The following is an 18,609-nucleotide window of genomic DNA, read 5'->3' on the forward strand; positions in this document are numbered from 1 at the left end:
GCCGCCATGGCCTCAGCTATAGCGACGCATCTGCAATGCCGAGATGTGTCCAAAGCAGAGAGGGTGTGCCCGCGAGAGATTGGTTCCGCGTCGCCCTCGCCAGTTCCGACGGCGGCCTGCCCCTTTGTCTCTGTCAGGCAGTTCTCCGTTTTTTCCTCTGTCGCAACAGCCGAAAGCTCCGCAGGTAGCGGCGGTCGGCAGGCTGGAGCGGCATAACCAGAGCTTCAACTATGCAATCATTCTTCGATATCGACCATACCCATGAGCCATCCCAGCGAAGCTGGGTGGCATCGGCCAACACCGGCACGACGGACTTCCCCATCCAGAATCTGCCGTTGGGCGTGTTCAGCACGGCTGTGACCGGTCCACGTGTTGGCGTGGCCATTGGCGACCAGGTTCTGGATCTGCCCGCGGCGCATGACCTCGGGCTGCTTGGCGACGCTGTGCCACGTGAGCTGCTGGAGCAGGACAGCCTGAACGCACTGTTCGCCGCCGGTCACGGTACCGGCCTCGCGCTGCGCCATGCCGTGTTCCGCCTGCTGCATGCGCAGGAAGGTCTGCAGGCGCAAGCTCAGGCCGGCTCGATCCTGCATGCTGCTTCTGCAGTGCGCCTGCATCTGCCTACCCGCATCGGCAACTACACCGACTTCTATGCGGGGATCCATCATGCGGTTCGTGCCGGCTCGCTGCTGCAGCCCGAAAATCCCTTGCCCGAGAACTACAAGTGGATGCCGATCGGCTATCACGGGCGTGGTTCGACCGTGAAACCGTCTGGTGTCGAGGTGCGCCGGCCGAATGGTCAGCTGATGGCGGCAGGCAGTACGGGGGCACCGGGTTTCGGGCCGTGTCGCGAGCTCGACCTGGAACTGGAGATGGCGGTATGGCTGGGCAGGCCCAGTGACTGGGGTGTGCCGATTCCGATCACGCAGGCGCATGAGCACATCGCTGGCTACGGGCTGCTCAACGACTGGTCGGCGCGCGACATTCAGCGCTGGGAAATGAAGCCGCTCGGCCCGTTCCTGGCGAAGAATTTTGGCACCACCGTCTCGCCTTGGGTGCTGACGCCGTATGCCCTGGCACCGTTTCGGGTCGCAATGGAGCCCCGTCCGGCCGGTGACCCGGCGCCGTTGCCGCATCTTCTGTCAGCACAGGATCAGCAACAGGGCACTTTCGATGTGGCGCTCGAGGTGCACCTTCGGACCCGCAAAATGCGCAGCGACGGCGCGGACTCGATTGCCATCATCCGCTCCAACATGCGCTATCTGTACTGGACGCCGCAGCAGATGCTGACGCATCACGCCTCGGCCGGCTGCGAAATGCTCAGCGGCGATCTGATCGGCACGGGCACCATTTCCGGTCCGCGCCAGGACGAACTCGGCAGCCTGCTGGAACTGACCGAGAATGGCGCGCGCGAGGTCACGCTACCCAATGGTGAGATACGCAGCTACCTGCATGATGGCGACGAGGTCACGCTCAGGGGACGTTGCAGCCGCGCGGGCTTCGTCTCGATCGGCTTTGGCGACTGCGCGGGCACCATCGTCCCCGCGATATCGTGACTGCTGCGCAGTGGTGGTGCCCGCGCCCCGCAGGCATTGCCGACGGGCGCTTGCCGATCAGATCTTCATGACCTGCTCACGGTAGTACTGCAACTCGTCGATCGATTCCTGCACATCGGCCAGCGCGGTGTGCTGCTGGGCTTTGCGAAAGCCGTTGGCAATCTCGGGCTTCCAGCGGCGCGTGAGTTCCTTGATGGTGCTGACGTCGATGTTGCGATAGTGGAAGTAGGCTTCGAAGCGGGGCATGTACTTGACGAGGAAGCGCCGGTCCTGGCTGATGGTGTTGCCGCACATCGGCGACTTGCTGCGCGGCACGTACTGGCGGATGAAGTCCAGCAGGATATGCTGGGCCTGCTCCTCGTCGATGGTCGATGCGCGCACCTTGTCGATCAGGCCGCTGCGGCCGTGGGTGCCCTTGTTCCAGGCATCCATCTTGTCGAGCACCTCATCGCTCTGGTGGATCACCAGCACCGGGCCTTCGACGCGCGGCTGCAGTTCGGGGCCGGTGATGACGATGGCAATCTCCAGCAGGCGTTCCTTCTCGGGGTCGAGCCCGCTCATCTCGCAGTCCAGCCAGATCAGGTTGTTGTCGGATTTCTTCAGCACCGCAGGTGCTGGCGCTGCAGTGGCCGGGGTCTCGGCCAGGATTTCGGTCGGTTCGGGGGTGTTCATGCTTGAATTGTCGCGCATGCGCAGCCACTCCATGACGAGAGCGTCACGTGTGCGGTATCGCTTGCCGCCTTTGAATAGCCCTATTGCAGCCCCAGAAAATGCTCCAGGCGCGCCTGTTCTTCCAGCAGCGCGGGCGCGAAGGCGTCATCGCGTGGCGCATGTCCGTGCACATAGCCGGTCTGCACCTGCAGGCGGCCGCCAAGCACCGCAACATTGGCCCAGCCGATGACCTGACCGCGCCACAGCATGGGCAGTGCGTAGTAGCCGCGCAGCCGCTGTGGCGCAGGCGTGTAGGCTTCGAAGCGATAGGCCCAGCCCCAGAAACGCTCGAAGCGCTCGCGATCCCAGACTACCGGATCGAAAGGCGCCAACAGGTGCAAGTGTTCGCCGCATACCGCGTCATTCGCAAAGCGGCGGCGGCCGGGGTTTTCATCCGCCGGCCAGTACCAATCGCAGCCGTCCACCATGGCGTGGGACAGCCGCTGCCTGGCCCGCTCAAGAGCGGCCTGGCGACGTTCGCGCCACTGCGGCGCTGCCGCAGAGCCGACATCCATGACAAGGCGTTTGAGTGTGGCTGCGGGCAGCGGCGCGTACTTCGCCACCGCCACGTCTATCAATGCGTCCAGATTGCCGTCCGGCTCCAAAGGCCGGTCACACGCATGAGTGCCATCTGCGGCATACAGACGCACGCCATTTTCGCGTCGCGCCACACGCAGCATGCCCCGGTAGTGCATGCCATCCAGCAGTTGCGTGCTGGCCCGGCTGTTGCCGCCGAACCAATTCTTGCCGGTGCCGAGCGAGAAGGCCGCATCGACCTCGCGTGGATGCACCACCCCGCTGCCACGCACGAATTCCAGCAGTGCTTGTGCCTGCGCTTCACGCGCTTCGGTCCATGTGGTGCGCGCCGTGCGCGGATGCATCAGGCCTCGTGTGGCGCGCGGCAGAATCCCGTAATTGACGAAAAAGTCTTCCTCGATGGGAAGGCCTGGATAGCGCGCCTCAAGGTCGCCCGCGCGGTAGTTGCTGACGCGGTGGCGCAGCGTCAAATCCTGCGCCCGTGCCGGCGCGCGGATCGGATCCAGCTGCACAAAGCCAAGTCTGGTGATGGCCCGCAGCAAGGTCGTTGGCTTGAACAGGCTGCGTGCGATGGCATAGCGGCGCAGGTGGTCCAGGGTGAGATGCGTTGACATGCGCTGATGTTATCCGCGCAGGCCTGTGCAGGTAACCATGGAAGTGCCCGCCTCGGCAGAAGATTCCTGCCCGTCACGACGCATCGCCTTGGCATTGTTGCGATGTCCTCGAAACAAGGTGAGTGCCGCACGCGGCACTTGCACGGCCTTGCCTTAAACTGCCGGATTGCGCTTGCCCGCTTCGACTGCCTCATGCCATGCCTGCTGACCTGTTCTCCAATCCTGCCCTGTTGCTGACGCTGCTGTTCGCCGCGGCGCTGGCGGTGCATTTGCTGCTCGAACTGTGGCTGGCGGCGCGCCAACTGCGCCATGTGGTGCAGCATCGCGGCGCGGTGCCGCCGGCTTTTGCCGGCCATGTCTCGCTGCGGGCACACCAGCGCGCGGCCGATTACACAGTGGATGCGGTGCGTCTGGGCATGCTGGAGAACACATTTTCGGCGGTGGTGCTCTTGGGCTGGACGCTGCTGGGCGGGCTCGATGCGCTCAACCAGGCGCTGCAGGCCTGGCTGGGGCAGGGGTTTGTGCAGCAGCTGACGCTGCTGCTGGCTTTTGGCGTCATCAGCGGCCTGCTGGGCTTGCCCTGGGGTCTTTACAAGACCTTCGTGATCGAGCAGCGCCACGGCTTCAACCGCATGACGGCGCGGCTCTGGCTGGCCGACGGGCTGCGTGCGCTGTTGGTCGCCGCGCTGCTGGGCGTGCCGCTGGCGGCGGCCGTGCTGTGGTTGATGCAGGTGGCCGGCAACAGCTGGTGGCTGTGGGCATGGGCGCTGTGGATGGGCTTCAACCTGCTGATGATGTGGCTGTTCCCGACGGTGATCGCGCCGCTCTTCAACCAGTTCAAGCCGCTCGAGGACGAAGCGCTCAAGACCCGCATCCTGGCGCTGATGGACAAGAGTGGCTTCCGGGCGCAGGGCTTGTTCGTGATGGACGGCAGCCGGCGCAGCGCCCATGCCAATGCCTATTTCACCGGTCTTGGCAGTGCCAAGCGCGTGGTGTTCTTCGATACGCTGCTGGCCAAGCTCAATGCCGGCGAGATCGAGGCGGTGCTGGCGCACGAGCTGGGGCATTTCCGCAACCACCACGTCACCAAGCGGCTGCTGTCTTTCTTCGTGCTGAGCCTGGCCGGCTTTGCGCTGTTGGGCTGGCTGCTGCACCAGCCATGGTTCTTCGCCGGGTTGGGGGTGATGCCCAGCCTGCTCGATGCCGGTGGGCTGGCACCGGTGTCGGCCAACAGCGCGCTGGCACTGATTCTCTTCTCGATGCTGGTGAGCGTGTTCGGCGGCCTGCTGCAGCCGCTGTGGTCGCAGCTCTCGCGCAAGCACGAATTCGAGGCCGACGCCTATGCGGCAACGCATGCCAGCGGAGGTGACCTGGCGGCGGCGCTGCTCAAGCTCTACGAGGACAATGCCTCGACGCTCACGCCCGATCCGCTCTACGCACGCTTCCACTATTCGCACCCGCCGGCGGCCGAACGCCTGGCACGCCTGCCAGGGGCGCTGGGCGCGCAAGGCCATGCCGGTGGGGGCGGCGCAGCTGCGCCGGCAGGTGCATGATGGAATTGCAGCCCGGCCGCATCGTCAACAGCCATGGCCGCCACTATGTGGTGGAGTCGCCCGATGGCACGCGCCGCATCTGTCATCCGCGCGGCAAGAAAAGCCAGGCGGTGGTGGGTGACGAGGTGCTGTGGCTGCCGCCCCGTCCCGGCCAGGGCGACGAGGGCAGCATCGAGAAGATCGTGGAGCGCCGCAACCTGTTCTACCGCCAGGACGAGATCCGCACCAAGGCCTTTGCCGCCAACATCGATCAGGTGCTGGTGCTGCTGGCGGCCGAGCCGGTGTTCTCCGAAAGCCAGCTGGCGCGGGCGCTGGTGGCGGCCGAGGCGCAGGGCATCCCCGTCATCATCGGCCTCAACAAGGAGGATGTGACGGTGCCTTTTGCGCAGGCCTGGCAGCGCCTGGCCGCCTATCGGCGTCTGCTGCCGGGCCAGGACGGCGCGGCGGCTGCGCCGCTGTATCCGGTCTTGCGCCTGCAGCTCGACGCTCCGGATGGCGGCACCGATTTCCCGCAACTGCGCCAGACGCTGGCAGGCCGTGCCACGCTGGTGCTGGGGCCGTCCGGGGTGGGCAAGAGCACGCTGATCAACCGCCTGATCCCGGATGCAGCGGTGCAGACGGCGGCAATCTCCACGGTGCTCAACAGCGGCAAGCACACCACCACCACCACCACCTGGTACTGGCTGGCGCGCGAGCAGGGCTGCGCGGTGCTGGATTCGCCGGGTTTCCAGGAGTTCGGCCTGCGCCACATCGCGCCCACCGAACTGGTGCGCTGCATGCCCGACATTGCCCGCCACGCCACCGGTTGCCGCTTCTACAACTGCACGCACATCCACGAGCCCGGTTGCGTGGTGCGCGCCGCGGTCGAAGAGGAGGCCGGCCCGGACGGTGACGAGGCCGATGGTGTGCCGCACGATGGCATTGCGGCGAGCCGCTATGCGCTGTACCAGGCGCTGTTTGCCGAGCTGTCGGGGTGAGTCCGCGCCAGCAGCCGCGCCCGGTCTTGCCGTGTCTGGCCTGAGGCGCGCACAATCGGCGATGCCGGCGTCGTCGGAAGAGGCCGGTACCGGAAAGGAAATTGCCATGCGTGCCATGCTTCTTGAACAGGTGGGCCAGCCACTGCAATTGCGGGAGCTGCCGCTGCCCCAACCCGGCGCAGGCCAGGTCCGCGTGAAAGTGGCGGCCTGTGGGGTCTGCCGCACCGATTTGCACGTGGTCGATGGCGAACTGCCGCATGTGCCGGTGCCGGTGGTGCCCGGCCATGAGATCGTCGGCCGTGTGGATGCCATCGGCCCCGGCGTGCAGGGGCTGGCGCTTGGCGAGCGTGTGGGAGTGCCCTGGCTGGGCCATGCCTGCGGCCATTGCCGGGCTTGCCTGCATGGTGCCGAGAATCTTTGCGATGCGCCGGAATTCACCGGCTACACCCGCCCCGGCGGTTATGCCGAATACGTCGTGGCCGATGCCCATTTCTGCTTCGCACTCGGCGAGGATGGTGACGATGCCGCACTGGCACCATTGCTGTGCGCTGGCCTGATCGGCTGGCGCTCGCTGGTCAAGGCGGGTGCTGCCGACACCGCGCGGCGCATCGGCCTGTACGGTTTTGGTGCGGCGGCGCACATCGTGCTGCAGGTGGCGCGCTGGCAAGGCCGCGAGGTCTATGCGTTCAGCCGCCCGGGGGAGCAGACGGCGCCGGCTTTTGCCCGCTCGCTGGGGGCGGCATGGGCCGGCGGCTCGGACGAGACGCCACCCCGGCCGCTCGATGCCGCCATCATCTTCGCGCCGGCCGGCCAACTGGTGCCGGCGGCGCTGCGCGCGGTGCGCAAGGGCGGGCGGGTGGTCTGCGCGGGCATCCACATGAGCGACATTCCCAGTTTCCCCTATGACATCCTGTGGCAGGAACGGGAACTGGTCTCGGTGGCCAACCTCACCCGCCAGGACGGGCTGGACTTTTTCCCGGTGGCCGCGCGTGCCGGCGTGCACACCACCATCCGCCGCTATGCGCTGGAACAGGCCAACCAGGCGCTGGAGGACCTGCGGCACGGGCGCTTCCTGGGCGCGGCGGTACTGCTGCCGTAGCGCCTGGCGACGGGAATGGCGCCGCCGGGAATGTCACTGCGGCGGGTTCATTGTCTGGCAGACGTAGCAAGTGTCAAAAACTGCTTCCAGAACGGGCCTGCCGAGCCGAATTGGACCTCTGGCTTGTGCGACACTCGGCGCTCGCGCGCTATGCGCTGTTGTCCTGCAAGGCGGCCATGGGAGTTCTGGCATAAATCTTTCTTCGCGTGGCCTGCGGGCTGTTCTTTCTGACGATGGCGCGTGTCCAGCGCAGGCCGCATGATGTCGGCTGCCCGGTGGACAGGGGCCTGATGATCCGGTTCATGACAATTCAACACCTCACACCTTCTTCCATGTTCGGGGCGAACGGCCTGTCGCGATGGCTGGCGTCGGCACGCGCCGGTCTGGCCGTCTGCACCGCTTGCCTGGTGCTGGCCCTGCAGCCTGGCCGGGCGCACGCCGAAGCGCTCTACACCAAGGATGGCGCCTTTGATGTCCACACGGTGCGGGGCCTGGCCGAGAAACTCGCCAAGCAGCCCTACAAGGCACCGGCCAAGGTGCCCGAGACCCTGGACAAACTCAGCTATGACGAGTACCGGGCCATCCGCTTCCGGCCCGACCGCGCCGTCTGGGCCAACCAGGACCTGCCGTACCGCATGCAGATGTTCCTCTCTGGCTTCTACTACAAGGAACCGGTGGAGATCGCCGTGGTGCAGGGCGGCCAGGCCCGGCACCTGCGCTACCAGCCTTCGATGTTCACCGTCGAGCCGCCGGCCCAGGTCACGCTGCCCGAGCAGGACGTGGGCTTTTCCGGACTGCGCCTGCACACCCAGCTCAACGAGCCCAACATCTGGGATGAACTGCTGGTGTTCCAGGGCGCCAGCTATTTCCGCTCGCTGGGCAAGAACCAGGGCTGGGGCCTGTCGGCGCGCGGCCTGACACTGCGCACCGGCGCGGCCGAGGGCGAGGAGTTCCCGATGTTCCGCGCCTTCTGGGTGGAGCAGCCGCGTTCGCAGACCAACCTGATCACGGTGCACGCCTTGCTCGACAGCCCCAGCGTCACCGGCGCCTACCAGTTCATCGTGCGCCCCGGCGACGAGACGGTGATGGACGTTCGCGCCACGCTGTTCCCGCGCACCGAGCTCAAGGATGTGGGCCTGGCACCGGGTACCAGCATGTTCTACTTCGCCGCCAACGATCGCCTCGGTGTCGATGATTTCCGCCCGCAGGTGCACGACTCCGATGGCCTGCTGATGATCAACGGCCGCAACGAGCGCCTGTGGCGCCCGCTGGCCAATCCGAGCAAGCTGCAGATCAGCGCCTTCGTCGACAGTTCGCCGATCGGCTTCGGCCTGATGCAGCGCGACCGCAACTTCGCCAATTACCAGGACCTGGAAGCCCATTACGAGCGCCGGCCGAGCCTTTGGGTCGAGCCGCAGGGCGACTGGGGCGACGGCGAGGTGGTGCTGGTGGAAATTCCCACCGAGTCCGAGGTGCACGACAACATCGTCGCGTTCTGGCGGCCCGGCCAGCCGCTGCCCGCCGGCAAGCCCTACGAGTTTTCCTACCGGCTGAGCTGGGGCGTGGGGCCGCGTACCAAGTTCGGCGAAGTGCGTGTCGATGCGACCCGCGTCGGCCGTGCCGAGGTGGCCAGCCCGACACCGCGGCGCCTGTTCGTGATCGACTATGCCGTGCCGCGCGATGGCAGTCCGCTGCCCGACGAACTGCCTAAGGCCGAGCTGAGCGCATCGGTGGGCGAGACCAGCAACGTCAACGTGCGGCGCCACCCGCTGATCGATGGCTACCGCGTTTCGTTCGAGCTCGATCCCAAGAACGAGCAACTGGTCGAGCTGCGCCTGAGCCTGGAGATGCCCGACAAGCGGGCGGCCGAGACCTGGGTGTATCGCTGGACACCGGAATAATGGCCGCGCATGACCCTGCCGACCGCATCCGCCTTGCCGATCCGTCTTCCGCTGCCATGACCAATTCCGATGCCGCCTGCCCGCAGGGTGCGGCGCCACTGCGGGGTATGCCGCCGGTGCAGGCCAGCCCCATGCCCGCGCAGGACCTGCGCCGACGCCCGGCGCGGAGCAGCGGCCCTGCGCCCAGGCGCTCGCCAGGCGTGTTCTGGCGCCGTTGGGGCGTGTTGCTGCCGGCGCTTGCGCTGGCCATGCTCGGCGGCTACGAGATGCATGCCGTGCTGGCGCTCGACGGCATGACGGTGCTCGAATGGTGCATGCTGGTGCTGTTCATCAGCACGTTCAGCCCGATTGCGCTGGCCGCCGTCAGCGGCCTGGCGGGCCTGCTGCGACAGTGGCTCCTGCAACGGCGCCTGCGCAGCCAGCCACTGGTCGAGCCGGGCTTTCGCCCCGAAGGCCGCACCGCCGTGCTGATGCCCTGCTACAACGAGGATTCGGCCAGCATCGCCGCCGCGCTGCACGCCATGATGGAAGACCTGCAAAGCCGCTTCGGACCCGAGGCCTTGCAGTGGTTCGACTGGTTTCTGCTCAGCGACACCCGCATTCCCGAGCGCGCGCTGCAGGAAGAGCAGGCCGTCAGCTTGCTGCGCGAGCGCTGGCAGGAGCGTGGCGCGGGCATTTACTACCGCCGCCGTTTGCATAACACCGACAGCAAGTCCGGCAATCTCCACCAGTTCTGCGAGGCCTGGGGCGCGCGCTACGATTACCTGCTGACGCTCGACGCCGACAGCCTGATGTCCGCCGAGTCCGTGGTGGCGCTGGTGCAGCGCATCGAGCGCAATCCGCAGGCCGGCCTCGTGCAGACCGTGCCCCACCTGATCGAGGGCGTGAGCCTGACTGCGCGCCTGCAGCAGTTCGCCAATGCCGTCTACGGCCCGGTGGTCGCCAGCGGTCTGGCGGCCTGGAGCAACCCCGAAGGCAACTATTGGGGCCATAACGCGATCATCCGCCGCAGCGCCTTCATGGAGGCGGCGGGGCTGCCCCACTTGCCGGGCAAGCCGCCCTTTGGCGGCGCCATTCTCAGCCACGACTTCGTCGAGGCCGCGCTGCTTCGCCGAGCCGGCTGGCAGGTGCTGATGGCCGATGACATCGGTGGCTCCTACGAAGAGGCGCCGCCCTCCATCGTCGACCTGGCCATCCGCGATCGACGCTGGTGCCAGGGCAATCTGCAGCATGCCAAGGTCATCGGCGCGCGTGGCTTTCACTGGGTCAGCCGCATGCACCTGCTCACCGGCATTCTGTCCTACTGCAGTTCGGTGCTGTGGATGCTGCTGATCAGCGTGGGTGTATTGATGGCCATGCAGGCGCAGTACATCCGGCCCGAGTACTTCAGCGCCGACTCATTTTTGCCGGTCTGGCCGCGCCAGGATGCACCGCGTTCGTTGCGCCTCTTCGTCGTCACCATGCTGGTGCTGCTGGTGCCCAAGATGCTGGGCCTGCTGCTCTACCTGTGCAACGGGCCGTTGCGGCGCAGCGTCGGTGGCGGTCTGCGCCTTGTCAAGAACGTGCTGTTCGAGACCTTGCTGTCGGTGCTGATCGCGCCGATCATGATGTGCGTGCACACCGGCGCCGTGTTCTCGGTGTTGCTGGGCCGCAATGCCAAGTGGACCACCCAGCGCCGCGACGATGGAACGCTGCCCTGGCGCCAGCTGATCCACCGCCATCGCTGGCACATGCTGCTGGGCGTGGCACTGGCGGTGATCGCCGGGCTCAACTCCTGGGCGCTGGTGGCCTGGCTCTCGCCCATGCTGGTCGGCCTGCTGCTGGCCGTGCCGCTGTCGGCCTGGACGGCCTCCCCGGCCATCGGCCGCTGGTTCTCGCAGCGTGGCTGGCTGCAGACCCCGGAAGAGCGCCAGCAACCCGCCGTGCTGCAGGTGCGCGAGCGCGTGGCAGGCGATTACCAGCAGCGCATCGGCTCCACCCCACCGCTGGCGGACCAACTGGCCCAGCCGGCGCTGGTGCAGCGTCACCTGGCGCTGACCTGGGCCACACCGGTGCCGCGCGGCCAGATCAGCGCCGATCAGGCTCTGGCCCGCGCCAAGCTCGCCGATGCCCGCACGCAGGCCGAGGCCCTGGGATGGTTGACCGAAAAGGAGTTGGGCCTGGTGCTTGGCGAGCCAGGGCTGTTTCGCGTGCTGGTGGCCTTGCCGGCTGCAGTTCCTGCCGCTTGAACGGCTGCTTCAGCGCCAGGGCTTGAGGCGCCAGCCGCACAGCAGCAACACGGCCAGAGCCACTGCTGTGGCGAGCAGCAGGCGCGGCCAGGGTGCCAGGTCCAGAGGCTGGAGCCAGGTCAAGGAGCCAGCCAGCAAGACGGCCTGCAGCAGCCATTGATGCCCCCAGGACCAGACGGCCTGCAGCTTCAATTGCCGCACCAGCAGGACATTGGTGGCCAGTACCCCGGAGAGCGCGGCCATGGCCACGCCGGTCAGCCCGAGTGGCAGCGTCAGAGCCAGCAAGGCCAGCGCATTGACGAGGCCTCCCAGCAGTTCACAGCGCAACGGCGTGCGGGTATCGGCATTGGCGTAGGCATAACGGGCCAGCAAGGCGTTCCAGGCGCCGAACACCAGCGGCAGGCACAGCCAGGCGAGCAATGCCGGCAGCGGGCTGTCCGGCGGTATCGCTGCCAGCAGCGCGGGCAACAGCGGACTGGCGACGATCAGGCCCAGCGCCGCCGGCAGGCACAGCAGCGTTGACAGCGCCAGGCCCTTGCGCAGGATCACCAGCCGGTTCGCTCCCTGTTGGCCACTCATCAACCCGAGCAGGACCTGGTTGAGGGCCATCAGCGCGATCAGCGGCAGATTGATGAATTTGCGTGCCAGATTCAGCCACGTCACTGCCCCTTCGCCCAGGAAACTGGCCATCAGGCGCTCGAGCAGCGACAGTGCGTGGCTCGCGCCGCTGCTCAGCAGCAGCGGCGCGAGTTGGCGCCAGAGTTCGCGCAGCAGCGGCAGCTGCACATCGGGGTGCCAGGGGCGCCAGCCATGGCGCAGCGCCGCCGGCAGCAGCGCCAGGGCCATCAGCACGCTGCCGAGCACGGCACTTTGCGCCAGCCCGGTCGTTGTCATGCCGCCGTCGCGGTGCAGGGCCAGCGTGGCGACAATCGGCAGATTGAACAGCAACGATCCCAACCCGGCCAGCACGAAGCGCTGGCGCGCCTGCAAGGCAATGCTCCAGAGGCTGTGCAGCAGCAGGCCGGGCACTGTCCATCCGAGCACCCGCAGGGTCGCCGTGGCGCTCTGGCGCGCCGCCTCGGTCATGCCGCCGCCAATGAGCTGGACCAGCAATGGCGCCGCCAACGTCAGCAGGGCGCCGAGGAGCAGGCCGACCAGCAGCAGTGCCCAGCTTTGTGCATGCAGCCATTGGCGCTGCTGCTGGTCATCGCGTTGCGCATAGAGCGGCAGCGCAGCGGCGGACAGGATGCCCGCCGCCAGCATCATGCGCAGCGCCTCCGGCAGGAACATGGCCACGAGGAAGGCATCGCTGCGCTCGCCGGCGCCCCAGGCGGCCACCAGCAGCCATTCGCGCGCCAGGCCCGCGGCCAGCCCCGCCAGGGTGGAGATCGTCAGGCCCAGGGTGCTGCCGAACATGTGTGGCGATTCTTTCTGTGCGGCAAGGACTGGCTCAGGTGGTGGCCGGGCATGTCAGTGGAACAGCGTGAACAGACCCTTGCCGCCGACCCGGTAGCGGAGGTCTTCTGGCCGGTGACCCATCACTTTCGCGCCGGATCCGCCCACGATGGCATAGGGCGCGATGTCCTTGGATACCAGCGTGCAGGCGGTCACTACCGAGCCGCGACCGACGCGCAGTCCGAAGCCGATGGTCGCGCGGGTGGCGATCCAGGCATAGTCGTCGATGTAGATAGGCCCGGAAATCGACCAGAATTCCGGCTCCATCACGTCGTGACTGCCGGCGATGATAAGCACGTGCGAGGCAATCGCCACATGGTCGCCGATGACCAGGCCGGCGCGGGCGTCAAGCAGGCCGTGCCAGCTCACCACGCTGTCCTCGCCGATCACCAGGTTTTCGATGCCCAGCACCTCGGTGTTGCGCCACACCGAAGAGCCCTTGCCGATGCGCGCGCCGCCCAGGCGAAGCCAGGCGATGCGCACGTGGTGGCTGGGGATCTTGTTGATCAGGATGTTGTAGGCCTGCTCCCAGGCGCGCAGCCAGCGGTCCTTCAGGGTGGCCCAGTTGCGGCCGTAGCGGGGCACCAGGTGGGTCGGCAGCTGCTGCTTGAGCAGCGCATAGAAGCGGCTGGTCAGCGGGTCGCTGATGCGATGGCCTGCCTCGACGCTGCAGAGCCAGTAGCGGCCGCCTTCATTGAAGAGAAGCTGCTGTGCCAGCATCCAGTCCACACACGAGTGCAACTGGGCCGGCTCCACCTGCAGGGTGGCGGCGAATTCTGGCAGCCGCTCCTCGAAGGCAAAAGGCAGTTTGATGCGGTGTTTCATGGGCGTGGACGGAAAGTGGCTGGTGCCATGCCGGAGGACGCCTGCCGGGCCAGTTGCAGGCTCATGGAAGCCATGAGCCAGAACAGGCCGACAAGCACGAAGGTGAAGCTGTAGTAATGGTCGAAGATACCCGTCAGCAAGGCTGCCATGACACCGCAGGTGGCCCCCAACTGCACGGCGTTGCCGGCATCGACACGCGTGATCGGGCCGTGCGGGCGCACCTCGCGCCACCAGAGCAGCGTGACGACGATGAACAGCAGCATGCCTGGAATGCCGATCTTGTAGATGTAGTTGAGCCACAGGTTGGAGATGCCCACCAGGCCGCTGCCCGGCACCGGCGGATCGACCTTGAAGCCAATACCCAGCGGATAGCGGCGCATCGCATCGGGGAACATCGCATACTCCTCCATGCGGACCTCGGTGCTGGCATTGCTCGACGAAAACATGCTGACCAGGCGCTCCTGCAGTGGTGGATAGAAGAGCACCAGCGCCAGCGCGAAGGCCACGCCCAGTCCCAGGATGCGGGTGCTGTAGGGCACGCGCTTGTAGACCAGCCACAGCAGCACCAGCGCGAGCGAGACGATGGCACCGCGGGAGATGCTGAAGAGCAGGCCGGCGCAGCCGAGCACCGCCACCGACAGGCCCAGCAGGCGCCGCCAGCCGCGCGTGGCCCAGCCATAGAACAGCGCCAGCGGAATGAAGAGCGCCAGCGCCCCACCGGTGAGATTGGGGTGCACCCAGGGCGAGCCCATGCGCGGCGCGGTGCCCGAGAAGATGTCCTGCAAGGCCTCCGGATGGGCGTACTTCATCTTCAGCAGGATGGGCATCATGCCCATCGGGTTGCGGTCCTTGAGGAACACTGCCACCGACAGCAACAGCAGCAACAGGCAGCCCAGCAGCAGGGCTTGCACCAGCTGGTCGCGGTCATGCTCGCTGCGTACCAGCAGCGGGATGAGGAAGAAGGTCGAGAGATTGAGCAGCCAGCGCACCCAGTTGACGGGGCCATTGCCCTCGGCGTGGATCATCACCATGCCGACCAGAAACGGCAGCGCGCTGTAGGCCATCAGCCAGATCAGTGAGCGTTCGGTGGGCTGCCAGCGCAGCCGCCCGTTCATGTTGCCGATCAGGCCCTGCCACCAGACGCCGCCCCAGGTCAATGCCAGCAGCGCCTCGGCCACGGTGGTGCGCACGCCCAGGCTGATGGAGGTGTAGGGTGCGAATGTCGCCACGACGGCGAACAGCAGCAGGCCCCACAGAGGCCGGCGCAGCACCGTGATGGCGGCGGCCGCACCGACCAGCAGCACCGCCAGCTGACCCGGCGCGAGCACTGCCGTCAAGGCGCCGAACACCAGTCCCAGCAGGACGGCGATCGTCATGCCGCCGATCATGCCGGCTCCAGCTCCTGCAGCAGCGCGGCCAGGCGGGCGCGATACGCCGGCCAGGCATAGCGCGCCGCCCAGTCCTGCAGTTCGGCCTCGCGCTTCAATGGCTGCCTGGCGAGCGCCCGCATGCACTGGCGCAACTGTTCCGTGTCGTATGGGCTGAAACGGGGGGCAGCGGGAGGGGCCACCTCGTCCAGCGCCGAGCCGTGTGCCACGGCCACCGGCGTGCCAATGCCCAGTGCCTCGACCACCGGCAGGCCAAAACCTTCCGCGTAGGAGGGCTGCCAGAGGCATTCGGCGCGGGCATAAAGCTGGTGCAGCTGGGCGTCATCGAGGCCCTGCATCCAGTGCAGGCCTTCGCCCTGCTGCATCGCTGTGGGCAACGGGCCTGGCGCACCCACCAGCACCAGATCGGGCAGCTCCTGGCCCTGTTGGCGCAGCGCTTGCCAGGCACGGATGAAGAATGGAATGTTCTTGCGCGGCTCCTGCGTCCCGATCAGCAGCCAGTAGCGCGCAGGCAGCGCAGGCATGACGACCGCTGTGCCCTTCTGTGCTTGCATGGGATCGACCAGATTGGGCAGCAGGCGCAGCTTGCCTTCGGCCTGTGGGAACAGCCGCACAGCCTCCTCCATGGTGAAGCGCGACGGACACCAGATGCGGTCGGCTTGGTGCACGGACCACTGGATGCTGGCGCGGTCGATGGCACGGTAGGCCAGGGCCTTGAGTAATGAGCGATGGTGGTTGCGTTCGGTCAGCTGGAACAGGTCATGCAGCACCAGCGCATAGCGCAGCCCGGCCGCCCTGGGGCCAATGGGCAGTCCCATGTTGACGGTGGCGATATAGAGCCCGACATGCTGCGCTGCCAGGGCGGCAGGGAGAAACCGGCGCTCGAAGCGCCAGCGCACCTGTGGCCGCTGCAGCCCGGCCATCGGACTGGCCCAGGGAGGGCAGAGCATGCCGGCACGGCGCGGATCGTCCAGTGGCAATTCGCTCAGGCGCAACAACTGCGAAGGACCGACCAATTCGGTGAGCGCCTGTTCGAGCGCCCGGACCTGTCGGCCAATGCCGGAGTAGGGCGCCACCGTGGCTGCCCGGTAATCAATGCCCACGCGCATGCTTGGCTCCTTGGTGTTGTGGCAGCGGCGCCGGGGCCCGGTCATGACCAGGAGGCGCGGCGTGGGGTAGCCGGGCATAGACCTCTTCGAGCTGGTCCGCGGCGATAGACCAGTCATGGTGGGTTCGCACATAGGTGCGCGCGGCCTCGCCGATGGCAAGGGCGCGTGCCGGCGCCTGCAGCAGCGCGATGACGGCCTGGGCGAGTTCGGCCGCGCTGTCGCCGCCCAGGTATTCCCGGCCCGGCACGACGGCAAGCCCCGAGACGCCCTGTGCGGTACTCGCCAGCGGCAGGCCCGCAGCCATGGCTTCGAGCACCTTCAGCTTGGAGCCACCGCCCTGGCGCAGCGGTGCCAGAAACACGGCCGAGCGGCGCTGCAGGGCAGGAAGGTCGGCGACGAATCCGAGCCATTCGATGCGAGGGTCCCTCCAGCGCGCCGGCCAGTCGGCCGGCATGGCGTGACCGGCCACCGCCAGGCGCGCCTGGGGCTGGGCGGCCCAGATGCCGGGCATGATGTGCTCGATGGTCCAAGTGACCGCATCGACATTGGGTGGGTACTCGTAATTGCCAAGAAACAGGATGCGCAGGCTGTCCGGTGCCGGACGGGCGGCGCTGAATGCGGCGCAGTCCACGCCATTGACGACGACGTTCACGGGGGTCCGGGTGATTGTGCGCATCGCCTGCGCATCCGCCTCGGTGACGGCGACGATCTGGGCGGCGGCGGCGAAGACCCGGCGTTCCCAGCGGCGTGCCCGCCATTGGTCGAAGCGCACGAAGGGCCAGGCCCAGCCGGGAAAGCGGTCATAGGTTGCTCCACCCAGGCCCGATTCGAGGTTGTGTTCGGTGAGGATGAATTCATGCCCGCGCAAGGCACTTTCGCAAGGCTCGAAGGTATAGCTGTGCTCGATCTGGATGACATCCCAGGGCTGCGCCAGCAACTCCTTGAAGCGGCGCGTGAGTGCCGGCGCCGCACCATTGAGTGCGGTCAGCACCGGCCAGGGTCCCGCCAGCGCCAGCGCCAGCGTCAGCGGATGGCGCAGCGGCCGGCGCGGCAGCACGATCAGTTCCTCCAGATACGGTGCGAGGGCGGCGCGATCGGCCGCACTGGGCATCTCCTTGCTCTGGGCCAACAAGGTGATGCGGTGGCCGCGCCCGGCGAGTGCGCGCAGCAACTGCCACTGGCGCGTCTTGCCGCCGCTGGTGGCGGGCCAGGGCAGGTAGGGCAGAACCCACAGCATGCGCATGGTGCGTGCCTTACCAGACCAGCACTTGCAGGTGCGCCGCCGCGGGCACCGCCAGCGGTGCGCTGGCGCTGTCAGTGCCGAGCGTGGTCTGGCTGCCGGTGAGCGGGTCGTGCAGCGTCCCCTTGCTCACTCCGTTCAAGCGAACCGTGCCGCCCGAACGGCTCCAGAACATCCAGACCTTGCGCCCGTCATCCGGGCGTTGCCATGACACACTGTAGAGGTCGGCGGGGGCCTGGGCCAGTGCGGGAGGGGGCGCGGGCTGCAGCGTCGGCCCCGTCAGCTGCAGCAGCCGCTGCAGCGCCTCGTACACCGGCTTGGGTTGCCCCTGCAGGTCCAGCAGCCCATAGTGCTGGTCGCGCGCCGTGGCACGGCCATCGAGGTCCGAGAGCGCAAAGAGGAAAATGCGGTCGTAGTCGAGCGCGGCCATCAGTGCCAGCCGGCGCAGCACATAGTCGGCCTGGCCATCCTGTCCGATGATGGACTGCGCCTCCTTGGGACCGTCATAGCTGGACCAGCCCCATTCGGTGGCCATGATGGCCGGCACGGCCTGCGCCCGCAATTGTTCGTTGATGATCTGGCTGCGCACGATGAAGTCGTTATCGGTGCGCACGTCGCCTTCAGGCTCCTGCGAGTAGGGGTGGTAGGCCGGGATGGCACCCAGCTGGCCAGCCCCCAGCTTGAAAAGTTCTTCCAGCATCAGGCCTTCGCGCCCGGACATCTGGCTGTAATAGGCCATGCCGGCCATCAGGATCGGCTTGCCGGGCGCCGCCGCGCGCAGGGAGGAGACACTGGCGGCCAGCAACTGGCCATAGCCGGCCGGGTCTGGCAGCGGTCGCCAGAATGGTGTGATGTTGGGTTCGTTCCAGACCTGCCAGGCATTCACCATCGGGTAGCGCTGCGCCAGCATCGCCATGCGCGCCGCGAACTCTCCGGGATCCTTCGGCGGGTACTGGTCGAGGTGGCTGGTCGTGCCAAGCGGGGCGCTGCTGGCAAACGGCGCGCTGCCAACCAGATAGAACACCGACTTGAGCTGTTCGCGGGCGAGGCTGTCGGTCAGTGCGTCGAGCTCTCCAAGCCGCAACTGGCCCTGTCTGGGCTCGTGGATGTCCCAGTGCAGGTCGACCCGCACCCATTCGAGCCCGAGTGCCTTCAGGCGCTGCATCTGCTGCAGATACTGCTGCGGCTCGAACCAGAGGAAATGCGCGTTGACGCCGAGAAAATCCTTCCAGACAAGGTCACGCGTGGCCTTGAGCGTCACGGGCGTGGCGCGCGCCGTCGGAGCCGGGGCCAGCAGTGCGAGCGCCAGACCGAGCAAGCCCAGGCTCAGACAGGCCATGGCATGGCGGCGCGGCATCGTCCCCGGACCATGGAGACGCCGCGGCCAGGAATGCAGAAAGGGAAACTTCATCACCG

General features: G+C 67.1%; 14 protein-coding genes. 6 read left to right on the forward strand and 8 right to left on the reverse strand.

Going from position 1 to position 18,609, the window contains the following annotated elements; all coding sequences use genetic code 11:
• Positions 1-284 precede the first annotated feature (284 nt).
• Positions 285-1,556, forward strand: a complete 1,272-nt coding sequence (fahA, locus tag EV687_RS17170; protein WP_341273273.1) for a fumarylacetoacetase — start codon at positions 285-287, stop codon at positions 1,554-1,556.
• 57 nt (positions 1,557-1,613) lie between these two features.
• On the opposite strand, the gene orn is transcribed toward fahA, so the two are convergent.
• Both orn and EV687_RS17180 read right to left on the reverse strand, forming a co-directional pair.
• Positions 1,614-2,228, reverse strand: a complete 615-nt coding sequence (gene orn / locus EV687_RS17175) for an oligoribonuclease (RefSeq protein WP_122231686.1) — start codon at positions 2,226-2,228, stop codon at positions 1,614-1,616.
• Positions 2,229-2,308: 80 nt separating this feature from the next.
• Complete coding sequence (locus EV687_RS17180) at positions 2,309-3,418, reverse strand: DNA glycosylase AlkZ-like family protein (protein ID WP_122231479.1); 1,110 nt, start codon at positions 3,416-3,418, stop codon at positions 2,309-2,311.
• 197 nt (positions 3,419-3,615) lie between these two features.
• Between EV687_RS17180 and EV687_RS17185 the strand changes: the two genes are divergently transcribed.
• From EV687_RS17185 to mdoH, 5 genes are all read left to right on the forward strand, one after another.
• On the forward strand, positions 3,616-4,971 hold the full coding sequence (locus tag EV687_RS17185; protein WP_122231481.1) for a M48 family metallopeptidase: 1,356 nt from the start codon (positions 3,616-3,618) through the stop codon (positions 4,969-4,971).
• On the forward strand, positions 4,971-5,948 hold the full coding sequence (gene rsgA / locus EV687_RS17190) for a ribosome small subunit-dependent GTPase A (RefSeq protein WP_423201108.1): 978 nt from the start codon (positions 4,971-4,973) through the stop codon (positions 5,946-5,948). The genes EV687_RS17185 and rsgA overlap by 1 nt, the downstream gene beginning before the upstream one ends.
• 106 nt (positions 5,949-6,054) lie before the next feature.
• Positions 6,055-7,047: a zinc-dependent alcohol dehydrogenase family protein gene (locus EV687_RS17195; RefSeq protein ID WP_122231688.1), complete on the forward strand. Its 993-nt coding sequence runs from the start codon at positions 6,055-6,057 to the stop codon at positions 7,045-7,047.
• Between the two features lie 302 nt (positions 7,048-7,349).
• Entirely contained in the window at positions 7,350-8,948 is a 1,599-nt protein-coding gene (locus EV687_RS17200) for an OpgD/OpgG family glucan biosynthesis protein (RefSeq protein WP_207226495.1), read from the forward strand.
• A 56-nt stretch (positions 8,949-9,004) separates the two neighbouring features.
• Positions 9,005-11,176 carry a glucans biosynthesis glucosyltransferase MdoH gene (mdoH, locus tag EV687_RS17205; RefSeq protein ID WP_122231692.1) on the forward strand — a complete coding sequence of 724 codons (2,172 nt, stop codon included), beginning with the start codon at positions 9,005-9,007 and terminating at the stop codon, positions 11,174-11,176.
• A 9-nt stretch (positions 11,177-11,185) separates the two neighbouring features.
• On the opposite strand, the gene EV687_RS17210 is transcribed toward mdoH, so the two are convergent.
• From EV687_RS17210 to EV687_RS17235, 6 genes are read right to left on the reverse strand one after another with little or no spacing between them, the layout of a single operon-like run.
• Entirely contained in the window at positions 11,186-12,592 is a 1,407-nt protein-coding gene (locus EV687_RS17210; RefSeq protein WP_122231485.1) for a lipid II flippase MurJ, read from the reverse strand.
• 54 nt (positions 12,593-12,646) lie between these two features.
• Positions 12,647-13,456, reverse strand: a complete 810-nt coding sequence (locus EV687_RS17215) for an acyltransferase (RefSeq protein WP_122231487.1) — start codon at positions 13,454-13,456, stop codon at positions 12,647-12,649.
• Positions 13,453-14,832: an O-antigen ligase family protein gene (locus EV687_RS17220; RefSeq protein WP_207226496.1), complete on the reverse strand. Its 1,380-nt coding sequence runs from the start codon at positions 14,830-14,832 to the stop codon at positions 13,453-13,455. Before EV687_RS17220 ends, EV687_RS17215 begins: the two co-directional genes overlap by 4 nt.
• Before the next feature lie 8 nt (positions 14,833-14,840).
• Positions 14,841-15,953 (reverse strand): glycosyltransferase family 4 protein, encoded by a 1,113-nt coding sequence (locus tag EV687_RS17225; protein ID WP_122231694.1) that lies wholly within the window; start codon positions 15,951-15,953, stop codon positions 14,841-14,843.
• The gene (locus EV687_RS17230; RefSeq protein ID WP_122231491.1) at positions 15,937-17,196 is read right to left on the reverse strand and encodes a glycosyltransferase family 4 protein; all 1,260 of its coding nucleotides are present in this window, start codon (positions 17,194-17,196) and stop codon (positions 15,937-15,939) included. Before EV687_RS17230 ends, EV687_RS17225 begins: the two co-directional genes overlap by 17 nt.
• 10 nt (positions 17,197-17,206) lie before the next feature.
• Entirely contained in the window at positions 17,207-18,604 is a 1,398-nt protein-coding gene (locus EV687_RS17235; RefSeq protein WP_207226497.1) for a beta-galactosidase, read from the reverse strand.
• Positions 18,605-18,609 lie beyond the last annotated feature (5 nt).

Source organism: Corticibacter populi, assembly GCF_004217315.1.
Taxonomy (GTDB): domain Bacteria; phylum Pseudomonadota; class Gammaproteobacteria; order Burkholderiales; family Burkholderiaceae_C; genus Lampropedia; species Lampropedia populi.

Excerpts from the sequence above, each read along its gene's own strand:
- orn (WP_122231686.1), bottom strand. The coding sequence starts at position 2,228 with ATGAACACCCCCGAACCGACCGAAATCCTGGCCGAGACCCCGGCCACT.
- EV687_RS17180 (WP_122231479.1), bottom strand. The coding sequence starts at position 3,418 with ATGTCAACGCATCTCACCCTGGACCACCTGCGCCGCTATGCCATCGCA.
- EV687_RS17185 (WP_122231481.1), top strand. The coding sequence starts at position 3,616 with ATGCCTGCTGACCTGTTCTCCAATCCTGCCCTGTTGCTGACGCTGCTG.
- rsgA (WP_423201108.1), top strand. The coding sequence starts at position 4,971 with ATGGAATTGCAGCCCGGCCGCATCGTCAACAGCCATGGCCGCCACTAT.
- EV687_RS17195 (WP_122231688.1), top strand. The coding sequence starts at position 6,055 with ATGCGTGCCATGCTTCTTGAACAGGTGGGCCAGCCACTGCAATTGCGG.
- EV687_RS17200 (WP_207226495.1), top strand. The coding sequence starts at position 7,350 with ATGACAATTCAACACCTCACACCTTCTTCCATGTTCGGGGCGAACGGC.
- mdoH (WP_122231692.1), top strand. The coding sequence starts at position 9,005 with ATGACCAATTCCGATGCCGCCTGCCCGCAGGGTGCGGCGCCACTGCGG.
- EV687_RS17210 (WP_122231485.1), bottom strand. The coding sequence starts at position 12,592 with ATGTTCGGCAGCACCCTGGGCCTGACGATCTCCACCCTGGCGGGGCTG.
- EV687_RS17215 (WP_122231487.1), bottom strand. The coding sequence starts at position 13,456 with ATGAAACACCGCATCAAACTGCCTTTTGCCTTCGAGGAGCGGCTGCCA.
- EV687_RS17220 (WP_207226496.1), bottom strand. The coding sequence starts at position 14,832 with ATGACGATCGCCGTCCTGCTGGGACTGGTGTTCGGCGCCTTGACGGCA.
- EV687_RS17225 (WP_122231694.1), bottom strand. The coding sequence starts at position 15,953 with ATGCGCGTGGGCATTGATTACCGGGCAGCCACGGTGGCGCCCTACTCC.
- EV687_RS17230 (WP_122231491.1), bottom strand. The coding sequence starts at position 17,196 with ATGCGCATGCTGTGGGTTCTGCCCTACCTGCCCTGGCCCGCCACCAGC.
- EV687_RS17235 (WP_207226497.1), bottom strand. The coding sequence starts at position 18,604 with ATGAAGTTTCCCTTTCTGCATTCCTGGCCGCGGCGTCTCCATGGTCCG.